Source organism: Arenimonas fontis (genome assembly GCF_008386465.1).
Lineage (GTDB): Bacteria > Pseudomonadota > Gammaproteobacteria > Xanthomonadales > Xanthomonadaceae > Arenimonas > Arenimonas fontis.
The window spans coordinates 64,158-79,832 of record NZ_VUOD01000006.1 but is presented as its reverse complement, the minus strand read 5'-3'; the positions used below and the strand labels follow the sequence as shown (position 1 = coordinate 79,832).

Here is a 15,675-nt window from a genome sequence, read left to right as displayed (position 1 = left end):
GGCGACGCGTTCCTTCCAATGCTTGGCGGTCCTGTCTCTCCCCGGAGGGCCGCCAGCCTCCAACCCTTGAGAGCAGGGTTCGCTTGGGCGGTCACCACGTGACCGCCCTCTTTTTTGGGTTCTTCACCCAGGTCCGGGAAGGCCACGCGGATATCGCAGGAACAAGCAGGCGTCTCCTTCGGACCTGCCGTGTCGGCGTGACGCGGTGCGACCCGTCCGTCCGGGTGCGGAACCGGGGCGGGGCGCTACAATCGGGCGATTCCGCAGTTTCCCGGAGCCCGAGCGCCCATGAGCACTCCCGCCAACCAGCTTCCCGAGGCCCAGACCGAACGCGCCCCGCTGCGCTTCGTCACCGCCGCCAGCCTGTTCGACGGCCACGACGCGGCCATCAACATCATGCGCCGGCTGATCCAGGCCCAGGGCGTGGAAGTGGTGCACCTGGGCCACAACCGCAGCGTCGAGGACGTGGTACGGGCGGCCCTGCAGGAGGACGCCGACGGCATCGCCGTCTCCTCCTACCAGGGCGGCCACATCGAGTACTTCAAGTACATGGTGGACATGCTGCGCGAGCGCGGCGCCGGCCACATCCGCGTGTTCGGCGGCGGCGGCGGCACGATCACGCCGGAGGAGATCCGCGAGCTGCAGGACTACGGGGTGGAGCGCATCTACCACCCCAACGACGGCATGCAGATGGGCCTGGTGGCCATGATCGAGGACCTGGTGCGCCGGACGCGGGAGGCCAGGGAGCAGCGGGGGGGCGGAAACCGGGGGCCGGCTCCGGCGCGGTCCGGCTCCGGGAAGGCCGCCACGAAGCGGGCCCAGGCCCGGAAAGGGGCGGAGCCCGGCTCGACCGCCGACGCCGGCATCAGCGCCATCGTGGACCCGGGCGACGAGATCGCCCTGGGCCGCATGCTCACCACCCTCGAGAACGAAGTCCTGGACGAGGCCACCCTTGCCAGCCTGCGCAAGCAGTGGCAGCTGGCCGGCGGCAAGACGCCGGTGGTGGGCCTGACCGGCACCGGCGGTGCCGGCAAGTCCAGCGTCACCGACGAGCTGATGAACCGCTTCCTGCAGCATTTCCCGGAAATGCGCATCGCCGTGATCTCGGTGGACCCGACCCGCCGCCGCACCGGCGGCGCCCTGCTGGGCGACCGCATCCGCATGAACAGCCTGCGCAGCCCGCGGGTGTTCATGCGCTCGATGGCCACCCGCCGCCAGCACGTGGCCACCAATGCCGTGCTCAAGGACTGCGTGGCCTTCCTGCGCGCCCAGGGCTTCGACCTGGTGATGGTGGAGACCGCCGGCATCGGCCAGAGCGATTCGGAGATCGTGGACCTGGTGGACTTCCCCGTCTACGTGATGACCAGCGACTTCGGCGCCCCCAGCCAGCTCGAGAAGATAGACATGCTGGACTTCGCCGAGCTGGTGGTGCTGAACAAGTTCGACAAGCGCGGCGCCGAGGACGCCCTGCGCGACGTGCGCAAGCAGTGGAAGCGCAACCGGGTGGCCTTCCAGCTCAAGGACGAGGACGTGCCGGTCTACCCGACCATCGCCTCGCAGTTCAACGACCCCGGCGTGACCTGGATGTTCGCCAACCTGTGCCGGCTGCTGCGCGAGAAGCTCGGCGCCGCCAGCCCGCGCTGCGACTTCGAGCCGCAGGTGGACACCCGCCTGAAGGAACCGCGGGCCACGGTGCTGATTCCCGGCAACCGCAACCGCTACCTGGCCGAGATCGCCGAGCAGGGCCGGGCCATCAATGCCTCCATCGAGAAGCAGGCCGAGGCCGCCGAGCGCGCCCAACACTACTGGGAAAGCCTGCGCGAGCTGGGCGACCCGGCCCTGCCCAAGCCCCTGGACCTGTACGACCCGCACCACCTGCTGATGCCGCCGCCGCAGGCGCAGCCGCATCTGGCCCAGGGCGAGTGGCCGGCCTGCGGCGAGCGCCGCAGCGGCCTGGACCGCCGCAAGATGGTGTTCCAGTGGGAGCGCCGCATGGGCGCCGCCGCCGGCGACCAGCCGGCGGCCCAGACGCCGCCGGACCGCAGCCTGGTGGTGCTGCGCCAGCGCTACAACGACGCCGTGAAGGCGCTTTCCAGCGAATCCCTGAGCCTGCTGCGCGAGTGGCCGCAGCGCCTGAAAGCCGTCACCGACGAAGTGAACGAGTACCAGGTGCGCGGCAAGACCATCCGGGTGGAGAACTACCGGGAATCGCTCAGCCACCAGAAGATCCCCAAGATCGCCGCGCCGAAGTGGAAGAGCTGGGGCGAGCTGCTGCGTTTCCTTGGCAAGGAGAACCTGCCGGGTTCCTACCCCTACACCGGCGGCGTCTACCCCTACCGCCGCACCGGCGAGGACCCGATCCGCATGTTCGCCGGCGAGGGCACGCCCGAGCGCACCAACCGCCGCTTCCACTACCTGAGCCTGGGCCAGCCGGCGGCGCGCCTGTCCACCGCCTTCGATTCCGTGACGCTGTACGGCGAGGACCCGGCCGAGCGCCCGGACATCTACGGCAAGATCGGCAATAGCGGTGTGTCCATCGCCACGCTGGACGACATGAAGAAGCTGTACAGCGGCTTCGACCTGTGCGCGCCCACCACCAGCGTCAGCATGACCATCAACGGCCCGGCGCCGATGATCCTGGCCATGTTCATGAACACGGCGATTGACCAGCAGGTGGAGAAATACCTGCGCGCCGAACAGAGCCGCTGGGACGCCGCCCACGCCAAGATCGAGAAGATGTACGAGGGCCGCAAGCGCCCCGAGTACGCCGGCCTGCTGCCCGAGGGCAATGACGGCCTGGGCCTGGGCCTGCTGGGCGTGACCGGCGACCAGCTGGTCGAGCCCGAGGTCTACGCGCGCATCAAGGAAGAGACCCTGCGCACCGTGCGCGGCACCGTCCAGGCCGACATCCTCAAGGAAGACCAGGCGCAGAACACCTGCATCTTCAGCACCGAGTTCGCCCTGCGCATGATGGGCGACATCCAGCAGTACTTCGTGGATCACAAGGTCCGCAACTTCTACTCGGTGTCCATCTCCGGCTACCACATCGCAGAGGCCGGCGCGAACCCGATCAGCCAGCTGGCCTTCACGCTCAGCAACGGCTTCACCATCGTCGAATACTACCTGGCCCGGGGCATGCACGTAGACGACTTCGCCCCGAACCTGAGCTTCTTCTTCAGCAACGGCATGGACCCGGAGTACACGGTGATCGGCCGGGTGGCCCGCCGCATCTGGGCCCGCGCCATGCGCGAGCGCTACGGCGCCAACGAGCGCAGCCAGATGCTGAAGTACCACATCCAGACCTCGGGCCGCTCGCTGCACGCCCAGGAAATCCAGTTCAACGACATCCGCACCACGCTGCAGGCCCTGTATGCGCTGTTCGACAACTGCAACAGCCTGCATACCAATGCCTACGACGAGGCCATCACCACCCCGACCGAGGAATCGGTGCGGCGCGCCGTGGCCATCCAGATGATCATCAACAAGGAGCTGGGGCTGAACTTCAACGAGAACCCCTGGCAGGGCAGCTTCATCGTCGAGCAGCTGACCGACCTGGTGGAGGAAGCCGTCTACAGGGAGTTCGAGGCCATCAGCGAGCGCGGCGGCGTGCTCGGCGCCATGGACACCATGTACCAGCGCGGCAAGATCCAGGAAGAAAGCCTGTACTACGAGCAGAAGAAGCACGACGGCAGCCTGCCGCTGATCGGCGTGAACACCTTCCGCGCCAAGGACGGCGGCAGTGAGGTCGCCACCGAGATCGAACTTATCCGCAGCACGCCCGAGGAAAAGGCCCAGCAGATCGCCAACGTGAAGGCCTTCCAGGAGGCCCGCAATGCCGTCGAGCTACCGCGTCCGCTGGGCACGACCGGGGCAGCGGATCGCGTGCCCCCGCTGAAGGCCCTCCAGGCCGTCGCCCGTGACCGCCAGAACATCTTCGCCGCGTTGATGGAGGCGGTGAAGACCCACAGCTTGGGGCAGATCAGTCATGCCCTTTATGAGGTGGGTGGGGAGTATCGGCGGAATATGTAGGCATGCGGGCTGGGCCCGAGACGATCACGCGCTGGCCGGCGATCCTGGTCATCGACGCCGTGAACTGTCCTGGGCTACAGGTCCAAGCCGACTTACATGAGTAGTGTCCGTAGATGAGCGTTGGAAATTTCTACCCGATCGGCACCCCGGGTACGCCCTGGGGCACGGCCGAGAAAGCCCTCTGGCGCTCCCGCCAGCTGGTCCGGCGCCGCTACGCCGACGACGTCCTTCCGGTCATCGAGCGCCTGCGCGCCCACTTTGACGTCATCCAGTACGGCGAGCTCGACTACTCGCCCGACGGCCGCTACCCGCTGTTCTCCCTGCGCAGCCGCGACTGGCGTGATGATCTGCCGGTGGCCCTGGTCACCGGTGGCGTGCACGGCTACGAGACCAGCGGCGTGTTCGGCGCGCTGCGCTTTGCCGAGCGCGATGCCGCCGATTACGCCGGCCGCTTGAACCTGCTGATCGCCCCCTGCATCAGCCCTTGGGCCTATGAGCGCATCCACCGCTGGAATCCGGAGGCGGTGGACCCGAACCGCAGCTTCCGGACGCCCAGCCCGGCTGGGGAATCGGCGGCGCTGATGCAGCTGATGGAACCGCTGCAGGGCCGTTTCCTGCTGCATGTTGACCTGCACGAAACCACCGACAGCGACGAAACCGAGTTCCGCCCGGCCCTGGCCGCCCGCGATGGCAAGCCCTTCGAGCCGGGCACCATTCCGGATGGTTTCTATCTCTGCGCCGACAGCGAGGCGCCGGAACCGGCTTTCCAGCAGGCTGTCATCGAGGCGGTGGCCAAGGTCACCCATATCGCCCTGCCGGACGATAAGGGCGAGATCATCGGTTCGCCGGTGGTGGCCCACGGCGTCATCGAATACCCCTGCCGCGATCTGGGCCTGTGCGCCGGCATGACCGGGGCCCGCTACCGCACCACCACCGAGGTCTACCCGGACAGCCCGCGGGCCACGCCCGAGCAGTGCAACGAGGCCCAGGCCGTGGCCGTGCGGGCCGCGCTGGACTACGCCCTGGCACACCAGCGCTGACACCCGCCCGGCAGCGGATGGCGGGAATCCCGCCTGGCAGGCCGTGCGGCTGTCCGGTCGGGCAGTTCCGGGCTCCCCCGACTTCCGACAGGGGCGCCGGCCAGGCCGTGATGCCATGGTGCCGCCACCACCGCCGCGGAGCCCGCCATGTCCACCACCCGTCGCGACCTGCTCAAGCTTGGCGGCCTGGCCGCCGCCGGCGCCATGCTGCCGTCCTTCGCCGCCGCCCGGGCGGCCATGGCCAAGGTGCCCAGGGCCGACACGCCGCTGAACGTCCTGATCCTCGGCGGCACCGGCTTCACCGGGCCCTTCCAGGTCGCCTATGCGCTGGCGCGCGGGCACCGCGTCACCACCTTCAACCGCGGCCGCCGGCCCATCGCCGAATGGGGCGACCGGGTCGAGCAGTTGGTGGGCGACCGCAGCACCGGCGACCTGCGGGCGCTGCAAGGCCGCACGTGGGACGTCTGCATAGACAACCCCACCAGCCTGCCGTCCTGGGTGCGCGATGCCGGCAAGGTGCTGGCCGGCAAGGTGGGCCACTACCTGTTTATCTCCACCATCTCGGTTTATGCCGACGGTTCGAAGCCCGGCCTCGACGAAGACGCGCCACTGGCCCCCTACAAGGGCCGCGACGCCATGGCCGAAACCCGCGAAACCCTGCTAGCCGACATCGAGAACCTGTACGGCCCGCTCAAGGCGCTCAGCGAGGCCGAGGCGCACAAGCAGTTCGGCAAGAAGGTGACCATCGTGCGCCCGGGCTACATCGTCGGCCCGCGCGACGAGACCGACCGTTTCACCTACTGGCCACTGCGCGTGGCCGACGGCGGCGAGGTGCTGGTGCCAGGCGACGGCCAGGATCCGGTGCAGATCATCGATGGCCGCGATCTGGCCGAGTGGATGATCCGCCTGGCCGAGAATGGCACCACCGGTGTCTTCAACGCCTGCGGCCCCGACTACACCCTGACCACTGACGCCATGCTGCACGGCTGCCACGCCGTCACCGGCGGGCCGATCCGCTACACGCACGTGCCAGCCGATTTCCTCGAGAAGCAGCAGGCGCAACTGCCGATCTGGGTGCCGCGCGAGGGCACGCCGTATTCCGGCTATGGCGCCGTCAGCAATGCCCGCGCGATCGCCGCCGGCCTGAGCTTCCGTCCGCTGGCCACCACCGTCGCCGAGCTGTTGGCCTGGTTCCACGGCTTGCCGGCCGAACGACAGGCCCAGGTTCGCGCCGGCATCAGCCGCGAGAAGGAAGCGGAAATCCTGAAGGCCTGGAAGGCGAAGCAGGGTTGAGGCCTGCCCTAGGCGACCTTCCTGGCAAAAACCGACCGGTGGTGCGCCAGGAAGGCCGCCTGTTCTGGCCGGAACTTCTCCACCTTCATGCTAGGGTCGATGGACCAGCGCTCGAGCACGTCGGCGGGCAGGGATTCATGAATATGCATCCGCCCGTCGTCCTCGAAGGTCAGCAGGTGGCCGTCGAAGAGGGCATCCACATGCGGCGATAGCAGGATGCCGTTATAGCCGCTGATCCTCTCGGCATTGGACGAATCCTTCCAGGCCTTGATGTGGCTGGCAATCAGCAGGCGGCGGTCGGTCACGCCGGTGACCCGGCAGCTTTCGTTCAGCATCAGAACGCGTTTCCGGAACAGGCCCTGGCCGACACGTGCTTTGGCCAATTGAAGGCGCTGGGTGTCCGGGATGGTGAGGTCCAGGTCGATCTGGTGCAGATCTTCCAGGACGATGGCATCGGGTTCGGATTCCTGAATCTTGAGCTTCTTATCCAGTTGCAGCTCATCCGCCTGGGTGAGCGCCATCAGGAGATGGCCGAGGGTGTCAGGAATTGCGGCTAGATAGCAGCCCTGATTGCCATCGCCGTTTGCGTTGATTGGCGAGTACTTGTCCGGACGATGCGGCCCGATCGCCTGCATATGTTCCTTTGGTCGAATCGGCTTGGGTACCTCCACGAACTCGACTTCGACCAGCCAGCCTTCGTCAGACCAGTAGTCACCGACAACTCCGAACTCGGCTGGCTTTGGGCAGGGCGTTGCTTCAGCGGTCACCCGGCCAACTGCGCCGATCCTGCCGTTCGCATACGAGAAGACTATGTCGCCCACTTGGGCATGGCGCATGTTCTCGTACGTCTGGTTATAGGCGCCGTTTGCGTTTCGAAAGGGCGACCATAGATAGCCCCCGCTGACCTCATGGTCCCGCGTCTGCTTGTGGTTTACCCACCAGAACGCCACGGCTATTCCCCTTAACCCAATCTCCCCTTGGCGGCACCACCAGGTTAGTACAGGCCGAGCAGTACGGGGAAGGTTTGTATCAGGCGGCGATACCCCGGTTAGCCATATGATCCGGCCCCGGCCCTCCAGTGTTCCGAAAGCCCGGGCACGCCGCGTTGGGTGCTGGACCTGTCTGGCGTGGAATCAGAGTAGGGCCGTCCGTGCAGGCAGTTCGGACCGCGCTGTCCCGAGGTTTCGGATGCACCAGGCAACAGAAAATCGGGATGCTGCGGGCCCTTGGCCTTTGGGTCCGCCCATATGCCCATCTATAACGACTTGCGTTATATATCGGATAGCGTTATGGTCGCGCCGTGATCCGGAGCTTCGCTGACCCGGAGTCGGAAAGGATCTGGAATGGCCAGCGCAGTCGGCATCTTCCAGCCGCCATCCAGCGGGTGGCGCGGCGCAAGCTGAGGATGCTGAATGCCGCAGCAAGCCTCGAGGATCTGCGTGTGCCTCCCGCGAATCGCCTGGAGGTGCTGGTGGGTGATCGACGTGGCCAGTACAGCATCCGGATCAACGACCAATGGCGGGCGTGCTTTCGCTGGCGCGATGGTGATGCCCATGACGTAGGGATCGTGGATTACCACTGATGGCCACCAACAAACAGTTGCCCAACATCCACCCAGGCGAAGTCCTGATGGCCGAGTTCCTCGAGCCGCTTGGTCTGAGCCAGAACGCGCTGGCCCGGGCGGCCGGCGTGCCGCCGCGGCGAATCAACGAGATCGTGCTGGGCAAGCGTGGCATTACGGCCGACACCGCGCTCCGCCTGGCCGCGGCCTTGGGCACGAGCGAGCGGTTCTGGCTGGGCTTGCAGGCGGAGTACGACCTGAAAGAGGCCCGGCGTTCCTTGGGCCGGACACTGTCCCAGGTCCGGCGGGTGGCCTGAGCATGCGCTGTGTTGCCGGCATCCTGCTTGTGATGGCGCTTACCGCCTGTACGGGGCGGCACGCGGACCAGGACAACCCCCGGCAGGCTGGGCAGGGCATGGATCCGGCCCGCGTCACCGCGCAGATGGCGGCCATTGAGGCCGCGGCGCTCACCGGCGACCAGGAGGCCCTGAAGCGCAACGTGGAAGCCATGAACGACGATTTCCGCAGGGCCATCAAACTGCCCGACGGCACTCGCCGTGTAGATCCAGAAGCCGCGAGGGCCGCCGCCCGGAAGGTGGAGGGCGTGCGTTCGGTCGTCTGGCTGGACCGCGAGAACCTGTTCGTGATCGTCGACCGCAACGAGCTACGCAGCTACGCCACGATCGACCGCATCTGCAAGGCGTTGGAACCCTTGGGCGACACCTTGGGTGTGGTGGTGAACCTGCAGAGCGGTGCCGCCACTACCGGCGACGAACTGGAGATCCTGAGCCGCAACTGCCAGCTTGCCCCGGGCGACCGGGCCCTGCTGTCGCGCCCGCGCCAGATCGACGTCATCAGCCCCGAAATCCGCGCGCAGCACAAGGCCAACCAGGCCTTGGCCGAGGACGAGGAACTGCGCGCCCGCCAGGAAGAGGCCCTGCGCATCATCGAACAAACGACCCCGGAGCCGGGCAAACACCGGCCCGATTGACCCACGTCATGGCCGCGTCCTCTGCCGCCGGCCACCATGCCGACATCGTTCGGGGTGTCGTCATGGAATACGAAATCAGCCTGCTTGGCCGCCAGCTGCCCCTGGCCGCCATCGCCGAAGCCCTGCTGGCCGCCGACCCGGCGGCGCTGCTGGACGTGGACGGCGGGCGCGCCCTGCTACGCCTGTCCACCTGCTTGGGCTCCAGGGAACTGCGCCGGCTGCTGGGCGAGGCCGGCCTGGCGGTGAGCGAGTGCGACCTGCGTCAGCTGCCCTCGGTCTGCTGCGGGGGCTGCGGAGGCTGAGAGGGCCGATCGGCGGGACAGTCCGTCCCGTTGCTCCGGAGATCCGTCCGCCGGCCTAGAATCGCTTCGCCAACCCTGACGGAGTGCTTCCATGTCCTGGCTCGTCCTCGGCCTGATCCTGTTCCTGGGCGTCCATTCGCTGCGCATGCTGTCGCCGCGCGTGCGCGAGGCCGGCGTCGCCGCGCTTGGCCTGATGCGCTGGAAGGCCGCCTACAGCCTGGTGGCCGTCATCGGCCTGGCCATGATCATCCTGGGCTACGGCCCGGCCGGGGCCGGCGACACCACCCTACTCTGGGTGCCGCCGATCGCCCTGCGCCACGGCGCCGGCCTGCTGACCCTGGTGGCCTTCGTGCTGGTGCTGGCCGGGAATCTGCCGCGCAACCACTTCCGAAGCTGGCTGCGCCACCCGATGCTGATCGGCGTGTCGCTGTGGGCGCTGGCGCACGTGCTGGTCAATGGCTTTCTGCACGCGGTGCTGTTGTTCGGCGGCTTCCTGCTGTGGTCGGTGCTGTGCCTGCTGTTGAGCTGGAAGCGGCCGCCGGCGGCGGCCACCCGGGCGCCGAGTTGGGGCTTCACGCTGGCCGCGGTGGTGCTGGGCGTGGCGCTGTGGGCGGGGTTCGCCTTCTGGGCGCACATTCGCCTGATGGGCGTGGCCCCGTTCGGAACCACCTGGTGAGGGATGAGCCGGCTGCCGGGCGTGCGCCTGTGCCTGTCCTGTCAGCAGGCGCGCGACGCCGAACAGCGCGTCGGCAGCGGCTACAACCGCCGCGGCAGCAAGGACAGCCAGCTGCGCTGAAGCCTCAGGCCCGTGGCCGGGCGCCGGCGGTGCGGTTGCGGCCGGCCTGCTTGGCTTCGTAGAGCGCGCGGTCGGCGGCTTCCATCCATTCGCGCAGGCCCAGCCCGGCGCCGGGCGGCTCGGCCAGGCCAAGGCTGATCGAGCAACGCAGGCCCGGGTGGCAGGGGAATTCCAGGGTTTCCACCGCCACCCGCAGGGTTCCGGCCAGGGCCTCGGCACCGGGGAGGCCGTAGGGCAGGGCAAGGGCGAATTCGTCGCCGCCGAGCCGGCCGGCATGGCCGCCTTCGGGCAGGTGCGCGCGAATCTGACCGGCGATGCCGCGCAGCACGTCGTCACCGACGGCATGGCCGTAGCGGTCGTTGGTCGCCTTGAAGTGGTGCACGTCCAGGAATGTCAGGGTGGCCGGTCGGCCGCTTTCCTGGTGTTCACGCAGCAGTTGCTCCGCCTCGGCCAGCCAGTGCGCCCGGCTGTGCAGGCCGGTCAGGTCGTCCTGACGGCTGATCCGGTCCAACAGCAGATTCTGCCGCTGCAGCTTGCGCACCAGCCGGTACAGGTTGGCGCTGACCGCCAGGGTGTGGATGGTCATCAGCGGCAGGCAGGCCAGGATCACCGGCAGGCTGGATTCCGGCTGCACGTACCAGCCGTAGGCCAGGCCGGTGAACACCAGTGCCGCCAGCATGGCGGGCAGCGAACGCAGCCACAGGCCGCGCACGCCGGAATTGATCTTGTCGGCGGTGGCCACCGTCACCAGCACCGCCGAAGGCAGCAGGTTGAAGTGCAGCAGCGGCACCCAGCTGCCGGCGATCATCGAATCGAGCATCAGATTGCGTATTTCGGCCCGGTCGGGCTCGGCGGCGCGGGCCGCCAGGGCGAAGGCCAGGTGCGGCCAGACGAAGGCGCTGAACGCCGCCCAGGCCCAGACCGCCGGCGGCGATTCCAGTTCGCGCAGCACGGCGTACATGGGCAGGAAGGCCAGGCCCATGCCGAGGGCACGCAACGGATACACCCGCCAGGGCAGCCGGTTCCTGCCGGTAGCGCCATGTGCGGCCGTCGCCGGGCGCGGCGGGGTGTCGCTGGCCATGGTGTCGTCCCCTGTTCCGGCGGCCGATCAGGGCCGGCCCGCCGTGCGGGCAAGGATAACCCCGCTAACACCGATAGTCGCACCGGTCATTTTTCGGGTCGGGACTTGACCCCCGGACACGGCCGGCGCACATGTTGTGGCCGGCGGCATCGCGCCGGCTGCGGGCGCGAGGCATGCCAGGGAGATTCGAGATGCGCGTCGCCGGCCTGCTTTGTCTGTTGGCCTTGCTGCTCACCCCACCGCCGACGGCACGGGCGGAGGCGGCAGGACCAGTGCGGATGGGCGGCGACCCGCGTTATCCGCCGCATCATTTCCTGGACGAGCGTGGCCAGCCGGCCGGGTTCGACGTCGAACTGCTCCGGGCGATCGCCGCCGACCGCGGACTGGAGCTGCGTTTCCAGTTCGGCGAATGGAACGGCGTGCTGGATCGGCTGGAGCGGGGCGAACTGGACGTGGTGCCGATGTTCATCTCCGGCGACCGTCGCCAACGCTTCCTGTTCACCCGGCCTTTCGACTATCGCCACCACCGGCTGTACGCGCGCTCGGATGCGCCGCCGGTGGCGGGGGTGGCGGATCTGGCTGGCCGGCGGGTGGCCGTGCAGTTCGGCGGCCTGGCCTGGGAGTGGCTGAACACCGGCCGCACCGGCGCCAGACTGATGCCGGTCAATGTCGAGGAGGGTGCCGTGCTGGCGGTGGCCAGGGGCGAGGCCGATCTGGCCCTGGTGCCGGCGGACATCGGCGAGCGGGCCGTCGCCCGACACCGGCTGCGGCACATCGCCGCAGTCGGCCCGCCCATGCTGGTGATGGAGTACGCCTTCGGCGTCAACCCCCGTCGCCCGGACCTGGTCGCCGAGTTGAACGCCGGCCTGTCCCGCCTGGAAGGCAGTGACCGCTTGCTGGAAATGCGCATGCGCTGGCAAGACAGTTCCGCCGCCACCCATGCCCGGCGCTGGCCCTGGTGGCTGGCCGGCGCGGCGGTGCTGGCGCTGATGTCGCTGGTCCTGTGGCGCTGGCGCCGCGGCCGGCGCTACCCGATGGCCGCTTCGCCCTGATTCCCGGGAAGCGGCCGGCGCAAACCGTGACGGTATCGCTTGGGCCAGGCCCCGGGCCCGGTTTAGATTGGGCCGGGTCCAGTCGGGGGGAGGTTCCATGAGCGAGCAGGCCGGCGCCCGGGCGCGCATCCTCGTGGTGGATGATTCCAGGCTGATGCGCAAGGCGGCGCTGAAGATGCTGGGCGACGAGTTCGACATCGTCACCGGCGACGACGGCCTGGATGCCTGGGCCAAGGTCGAGGCCGACCACGCCATCCAGGTGGTCTTCACCGACCTGAACATGCCGCGCCTGGACGGCTACGGTCTGCTGGAGAAGATCCGCAGTGCCGAGGACAGCGGCATCCAGGGCCTGCCGGTGATCGTGGTCACCGGCGCCGAGGACGACGAGAAGGCGCGCATGAAGGCCCTGGACCGCGGCGCCACCGATTTCATCTCCAAGCCCTTCACCGCCAGCGACCTGATCGCCCGCGCCCGGGCCCACGCCACCTACACGCGGGTGACCCGCCGCCTGCAGGAAGCCATCACCCTGGACCCGACCACCGGCCTGGCCAATCGGGCCGGTTTCGTGGATCGCCTTCAGCAGGACATCGCCTACGCGCGACGGCACCAACAGCCGCTGAGTCTGATGCAGGTCGAGATCGAAGACTTCCGCCGCTTCTTTCTGCAGCACGGGCGCGAGGCCGCCGACGCCTTGCTGCAGCATGTCGGCCGTTTGCTGCGCGGCCGCATCCGCAAGGAAGACACCGCCGGCCGCATCGGTCTGGGCGCGTTCGGCCTGTCGCTACCCGGCGGCCAGGAGGCCGGCATCATCGCCCTGGTGGACTGGCTGCGCGAACGGCTGGCCTCGGCTCCGCCGGTCATCGCCGGCGAGCCGCGGCAGGTCAGGTTGCTGACCGCAGTGATGAGCCCGCTGCTGGACCCCAACATGGGCGCGGTCGAAGCCCTGGAAGCGATCCAGCGGCGATTGGAACCGCTGCCGGAGGCCGGGCCGGTGGAAGAGGGCGCGTCGCCGCCGGCGTCGGCGATCACGGCGGACGCGCCGGGAGCCTCGGGTTCTGCCGAAGTGGCGGCGCCGACGGCCGGCCCGACCACCGTTCCGGCGGCGGCCGCGCCCGCCGCACAGCCCGCGCCGGCTGCAAGGTCGGCATCGTCCGCGCCTGCTTCAGCGCCTGCTGCCGCCGCATCCGCGGAGATCAGCGTGGACGAGGTGCTGGAGCGCATCCGCCAGGGCCGGGCCCGGGAGGTGCTGCCGCAGGTGCCGGCGGTGATCGGAAAACTGCTGCCGCTGCTGCGCCTGCTGGGTCCGAGGCAGCGGGCGCAGCTGATCCAGTTCCTGCAGAAATAGGGCGGCTTCAGGCAGTTGCGGAGCCGCCGCCGCGCAGGCGCCTGAGCAGCCCAAGCGCGGCCACGACCAGGGCGCCGGCCAGCACGCCGAACAGACCCTCGGCCAGCAGGGCCGTGACGGTGCCGAGGCCGCCGCCGGGGCCGATTGCCTGGAGGGCGTGGTGCAGCGGGCCGATGCCATGGACCAGGATGCCGCCGCCGACCAGGAACATCGCGGCGGTGCCGGCCACCGACAGGAATTTCATCAGCCAGGGCGCGCTGTAGAGGATGCCGCGGCCGAAAGCGCGCCGGAGGCGGTCGGAGCGGCCTTGGCCGGGATGCCGGCTCAGGCTCAGGCCGGCGTCGTCCATCTTCACGATGCCGGCGACCAGGCCGTACACGCCAACCGTCATCAGCAGGGCGATGGCCACCAGGGTGCCGACCTGCACGGAGAAGGATTTGCCGGCCACGGTGCCCAGGCTGATCACGATGATCTCGGCCGACAGGATGAAATCGGTGCGGATGGCGCCACGGATCTTGTCGCGCTCGAAGGCGACCAGGTTCACCTGCTCGTCGGCGACGGCCTCGCTCAGGGCCTGGTGTTGCGCCCGTTTCTCATCGGCTGAATGCAGGAAACGGTGGATCAGCTTCTCGGCGCCCTCGTAACAGAGGAAGGCGCCACCGGCCATCATCAGCGGCAGGATGATCGGGATCGGGTAACCGCGGGCCCCGAGCCAGGCTTCCAGGGCACTGATCGCCAGCGCCGCCGGCACCAGTATCGCCTTGTTCACCAGCGAACCCCTGGCCACTGCCCAGACCACCGGCAGCTCGCGGTCGGGTTTGACGCCGGTGACCTGGTGCGCGTTCAGGGCCAGGTCGTCGCCGAGCACGCCGGCGGTCTTCTTGGTGGCGACCTTGGTCATCACCGAAACGTCGTCGAGCACTGTGGTGATGTCGTCGAGCAGAGCAAGCAGGCTGGAAGCCATGGCCGGTCCGGGTGTGGCGGGAGGCGGATTCTGGCATGGCCCGGCCGGGGCTGGGCTAGACTGGGTGCGGATGCCGGGAGAGGTGATGGCGATGCGGGTTCGGGAGCGGGTGCGGGACCTGGGCGGGCTTGTCCTGGCGATGGTCGTTCTGGCGGCCGCCGGCTGCGGCGGCGAACCGCAATCAGACGGCAGCGAGGCCGGCGCGGCCCGGGCCGGCAAGCTCGACCAGGCGCAACTGACGGCGCGCGTGCTCGCGGACATGGCCCGCACCCGGGGTTTCGCCGTCACCGGCGCCAGCTATGGCTACGACACCCATCCGCAGACCGGCCAGCGTCGGCCTTACCTGGACATCGAGTTCCGCAACGAGAGCCAGCTGGACATCGAGCGGTTGTGGGTACAGGTCACCCTGCGCAGCGGCGGCGAGCCCTGGCTGGCGCAGGTGTTCAACTTCCCGGTGTCGGGCGGCCTGGCCGCCGGCGCCGAGGGCAGCGCCCGGCTGACGCCGCAGCCCGGCTCCGACTGGGACATGAAGGCGCCGCCCGAGGGCCAGGCCGTGCGCGCCGAGGTCGTGCCCTTTGCCCTGCGGACGAAATCCGCCGAAACGCTGCTGCTGGAGGGCGCGCTGCGCCCCGATCTGGCCGACAAGCTGCCGCTGGAATGAGGAGGACCGGGATGCGCATCTTCCGTCGAGGCTTCCCCGCGCTCGTGCTGCTGACAGGGTTCGCCGCGCCGGCGGCGGCCGAACTCAAGGATTCCAGCGCCAGCGGTTTCACCATCGAGAACGTGGTGGAAGTGCCGGTGACGCCAGCCGAGGCCTGGCGTGGCCTGGTCCGGGAAGTGGACCGCTGGTGGCCGCGCGACCACACCTGGTGGGGCGAAGAGTCAACGCTGAGCATTGACCCGGTCGCCGGCGGCTGCTTCTGCGAACGCGCCGGCGCGCGCCAGGCCGAACACCTGCGCGTGGGCTTCGTGGACCCGGAGAAGACTCTGCGCCTGCTGGGCGGCCTGGGGCCGCTGCAGGGGCTGGGCTTGCACGGTGTGCTCGAGTTCAGCATCGCGGCGCGGGAAGAAGGCGGCAGCCGCATCGTCATGCGCTACCGGGCCGGCGGTTACGCCACCGAGGACCTGCAGGCCCTGGCGCCGATCGTGGATCGCGTGCAGGCGCAGCAACTGCGCGCGCTGGCCACCCACCTGGGCGCCGCCGCGCCGGCGGAGTGATCG

At 69.0% G+C, this 15,675-nt stretch carries 15 protein-coding genes and 1 pseudogene; 13 read left to right on the top strand and 3 right to left on the bottom strand.

Translation table 11 applies throughout. The features are described 5' to 3' along the window. The first annotated feature begins 288 nt into the window (after positions 1 to 288). From F0415_RS09190 to F0415_RS09180, 3 genes are all read left to right on the top strand, one after another. Positions 289 to 4,029 carry a methylmalonyl-CoA mutase family protein gene (locus tag F0415_RS09190; protein WP_149860922.1) on the top strand — a complete coding sequence of 1,247 codons (3,741 nt, stop codon included), beginning with the start codon at positions 289 to 291 and terminating at the stop codon, positions 4,027 to 4,029. A gap of 113 nt (positions 4,030 to 4,142) precedes the next feature. Beyond that, positions 4,143 to 5,069: a M14 family metallopeptidase gene (locus F0415_RS09185; protein ID WP_149860921.1), complete on the top strand. Its 927-nt coding sequence runs from the start codon at positions 4,143 to 4,145 to the stop codon at positions 5,067 to 5,069. Positions 5,070 to 5,216: 147 nt separating this feature from the next. Then, the gene (locus F0415_RS09180) at positions 5,217 to 6,362 is read left to right on the top strand and encodes an NAD-dependent epimerase/dehydratase family protein (protein WP_149860920.1); all 1,146 of its coding nucleotides are present in this window, start codon (positions 5,217 to 5,219) and stop codon (positions 6,360 to 6,362) included. 8 nt (positions 6,363 to 6,370) lie between these two features. Here the strand turns inward: F0415_RS09180 and F0415_RS09175 are convergent, their stop codons facing one another. After that, positions 6,371 to 7,312, bottom strand: a complete 942-nt coding sequence (locus F0415_RS09175; RefSeq protein WP_149860919.1) for an HNH endonuclease signature motif containing protein — start codon at positions 7,310 to 7,312, stop codon at positions 6,371 to 6,373. 350 nt (positions 7,313 to 7,662) lie between these two features. Here F0415_RS09175 and F0415_RS09170 point away from each other — a divergent pair, with 350 nt between their 5' ends. From F0415_RS09170 to F0415_RS12895, 6 genes and pseudogenes are all read left to right on the top strand, one after another. Beyond that, positions 7,663 to 7,944, top strand: a complete 282-nt coding sequence (locus F0415_RS09170) for a type II toxin-antitoxin system RelE/ParE family toxin (RefSeq protein WP_149860918.1) — start codon at positions 7,663 to 7,665, stop codon at positions 7,942 to 7,944. Beyond that, positions 7,944 to 8,240 carry a HigA family addiction module antitoxin gene (locus tag F0415_RS09165; RefSeq protein ID WP_149860917.1) on the top strand — a complete coding sequence of 99 codons (297 nt, stop codon included), beginning with the start codon at positions 7,944 to 7,946 and terminating at the stop codon, positions 8,238 to 8,240. The genes F0415_RS09170 and F0415_RS09165 overlap by 1 nt, the downstream gene beginning before the upstream one ends. Positions 8,241 to 8,338: 98 nt before the next feature. Further along, complete coding sequence (locus F0415_RS09160) at positions 8,339 to 8,914, top strand: hypothetical protein (protein WP_149860916.1); 576 nt, start codon at positions 8,339 to 8,341, stop codon at positions 8,912 to 8,914. Between the two features lie 8 nt (positions 8,915 to 8,922). Continuing rightward, positions 8,923 to 9,216, top strand: a complete 294-nt coding sequence (locus tag F0415_RS09155) for a hypothetical protein (protein ID WP_149860915.1) — start codon at positions 8,923 to 8,925, stop codon at positions 9,214 to 9,216. Between the two features lie 91 nt (positions 9,217 to 9,307). Then, the gene (locus F0415_RS09150) at positions 9,308 to 9,892 is read left to right on the top strand and encodes an NnrU family protein (RefSeq protein WP_149860914.1); all 585 of its coding nucleotides are present in this window, start codon (positions 9,308 to 9,310) and stop codon (positions 9,890 to 9,892) included. Positions 9,893 to 9,904: 12 nt separating this feature from the next. Further along, positions 9,905 to 10,012, top strand: a pseudogene (locus F0415_RS12895) (TraR/DksA C4-type zinc finger protein); the annotation flags it as partial. Positions 10,013 to 10,016: 4 nt separating this feature from the next. Here the strand turns inward: F0415_RS12895 and F0415_RS09145 are convergent. Then, positions 10,017 to 11,093, bottom strand: a complete 1,077-nt coding sequence (locus F0415_RS09145) for a diguanylate cyclase (RefSeq protein ID WP_149860913.1) — start codon at positions 11,091 to 11,093, stop codon at positions 10,017 to 10,019. A 191-nt stretch (positions 11,094 to 11,284) separates the two neighbouring features. On the opposite strand from F0415_RS09145, the gene F0415_RS09140 reads away from it, so the two are divergent. Both F0415_RS09140 and F0415_RS09135 read left to right on the top strand, forming a co-directional pair. Further along, on the top strand, positions 11,285 to 12,145 hold the full coding sequence (locus F0415_RS09140; protein WP_188310350.1) for a transporter substrate-binding domain-containing protein: 861 nt from the start codon (positions 11,285 to 11,287) through the stop codon (positions 12,143 to 12,145). Positions 12,146 to 12,242: 97 nt separating this feature from the next. After that, on the top strand, positions 12,243 to 13,490 hold the full coding sequence (locus tag F0415_RS09135) for a GGDEF domain-containing response regulator (RefSeq protein ID WP_149860911.1): 1,248 nt from the start codon (positions 12,243 to 12,245) through the stop codon (positions 13,488 to 13,490). Positions 13,491 to 13,497: 7 nt separating this feature from the next. On the opposite strand, the gene F0415_RS09130 is transcribed toward F0415_RS09135, so the two are convergent. Beyond that, a complete protein-coding gene (locus F0415_RS09130) occupies positions 13,498 to 14,454 on the bottom strand; it encodes a DUF808 domain-containing protein (protein WP_210244176.1) in 957 nt (318 codons plus the stop codon). Positions 14,455 to 14,539: 85 nt separating this feature from the next. On the opposite strand from F0415_RS09130, the gene F0415_RS09125 reads away from it, so the two are divergent. Together F0415_RS09125 and F0415_RS09120 are read left to right on the top strand one after the other, a co-directional pair. Continuing rightward, the gene (locus F0415_RS09125; protein ID WP_210244175.1) at positions 14,540 to 15,115 is read left to right on the top strand and encodes a hypothetical protein; all 576 of its coding nucleotides are present in this window, start codon (positions 14,540 to 14,542) and stop codon (positions 15,113 to 15,115) included. An 11-nt stretch (positions 15,116 to 15,126) separates the two neighbouring features. Then, on the top strand, positions 15,127 to 15,672 hold the full coding sequence (locus tag F0415_RS09120) for an SRPBCC family protein (protein ID WP_246149926.1): 546 nt from the start codon (positions 15,127 to 15,129) through the stop codon (positions 15,670 to 15,672). The last annotated feature ends 3 nt before the right edge of the window (positions 15,673 to 15,675 follow it).